We start from the raw sequence: 1,782 nt of genomic DNA on the forward strand, positions 1-1,782 counted from the left end.
CGGGAAAGCGTAATATGCACACCCCGCGTCGCAGCGAAAACGAAGCGGCACTGCTCTTTAACAATTTATCAGACAATCTGTGTGGGCACTCAAAGTGACATGGATTCTTAACGTCCTCGGACGAAAAATGAATACCAAGTCTCTGAGTGAACATACGTAATTCATTACGAAGTTTAATTCACGAGCATCAAACTTAAATTGAAGAGTTTGATCATGGCTCAGATTGAACGCTGGCGGCAGGCCTAACACATGCAAGTCGAACGGTAGCACAGAGAGCTTGCTCTCGGGTGACGAGTGGCGGACGGGTGAGTAATGTCTGGGAAACTGCCTGATGGAGGGGGATAACTACTGGAAACGGTAGCTAATACCGCATAACGTCGCAAGACCAAAGAGGGGGACCTTCGGGCCTCTTGCCATCAGATGTGCCCAGATGGGATTAGCTAGTAGGTGGGGTAACGGCTCACCTAGGCGACGATCCCTAGCTGGTCTGAGAGGATGACCAGCCACACTGGAACTGAGACACGGTCCAGACTCCTACGGGAGGCAGCAGTGGGGAATATTGCACAATGGGCGCAAGCCTGATGCAGCCATGCCGCGTGTATGAAGAAGGCCTTCGGGTTGTAAAGTACTTTCAGCGGGGAGGAAGGCGGTGAGGTTAATAACCTCATCGATTGACGTTACCCGCAGAAGAAGCACCGGCTAACTCCGTGCCAGCAGCCGCGGTAATACGGAGGGTGCAAGCGTTAATCGGAATTACTGGGCGTAAAGCGCACGCAGGCGGTCTGTCAAGTCGGATGTGAAATCCCCGGGCTCAACCTGGGAACTGCATTCGAAACTGGCAGGCTAGAGTCTTGTAGAGGGGGGTAGAATTCCAGGTGTAGCGGTGAAATGCGTAGAGATCTGGAGGAATACCGGTGGCGAAGGCGGCCCCCTGGACAAAGACTGACGCTCAGGTGCGAAAGCGTGGGGAGCAAACAGGATTAGATACCCTGGTAGTCCACGCCGTAAACGATGTCGACTTGGAGGTTGTGCCCTTGAGGCGTGGCTTCCGGAGCTAACGCGTTAAGTCGACCGCCTGGGGAGTACGGCCGCAAGGTTAAAACTCAAATGAATTGACGGGGGCCCGCACAAGCGGTGGAGCATGTGGTTTAATTCGATGCAACGCGAAGAACCTTACCTACTCTTGACATCCAGAGAACTTAGCAGAGATGCTTTGGTGCCTTCGGGAACTCTGAGACAGGTGCTGCATGGCTGTCGTCAGCTCGTGTTGTGAAATGTTGGGTTAAGTCCCGCAACGAGCGCAACCCTTATCCTTTGTTGCCAGCGGTTCGGCCGGGAACTCAAAGGAGACTGCCAGTGATAAACTGGAGGAAGGTGGGGATGACGTCAAGTCATCATGGCCCTTACGAGTAGGGCTACACACGTGCTACAATGGCGCATACAAAGAGAAGCGACCTCGCGAGAGCAAGCGGACCTCATAAAGTGCGTCGTAGTCCGGATTGGAGTCTGCAACTCGACTCCATGAAGTCGGAATCGCTAGTAATCGTGGATCAGAATGCCACGGTGAATACGTTCCCGGGCCTTGTACACACCGCCCGTCACACCATGGGAGTGGGTTGCAAAAGAAGTAGGTAGCTTAACCTTCGGGAGGGCGCTTACCACTTTGTGATTCATGACTGGGGTGAAGTCGTAACAAGGTAACCGTAGGGGAACCTGCGGTTGGATCACCTCCTTACCTTAAAGAACCTGCCTTTGCAGTGCTCACACAGATTGTCTGATGAA

1 rRNA gene is annotated in these 1,782 nt (G+C 53.3%); it reads left to right on the plus strand.

Annotation, left to right across the window (positions count from 1 at the left end):
* Window positions 1-195: 195 nt before the first annotated feature.
* Window positions 196-1,735, plus strand: a 16S ribosomal RNA gene (locus IM284_RS20005).
* Window positions 1,736-1,782: the final 47 nt, after the last annotated feature.

The organism is Enterobacter cloacae complex sp. P12RS, from assembly GCF_014895875.1.
GTDB classification, from domain to species: domain Bacteria; phylum Pseudomonadota; class Gammaproteobacteria; order Enterobacterales; family Enterobacteriaceae; genus Enterobacter; species Enterobacter bugandensis.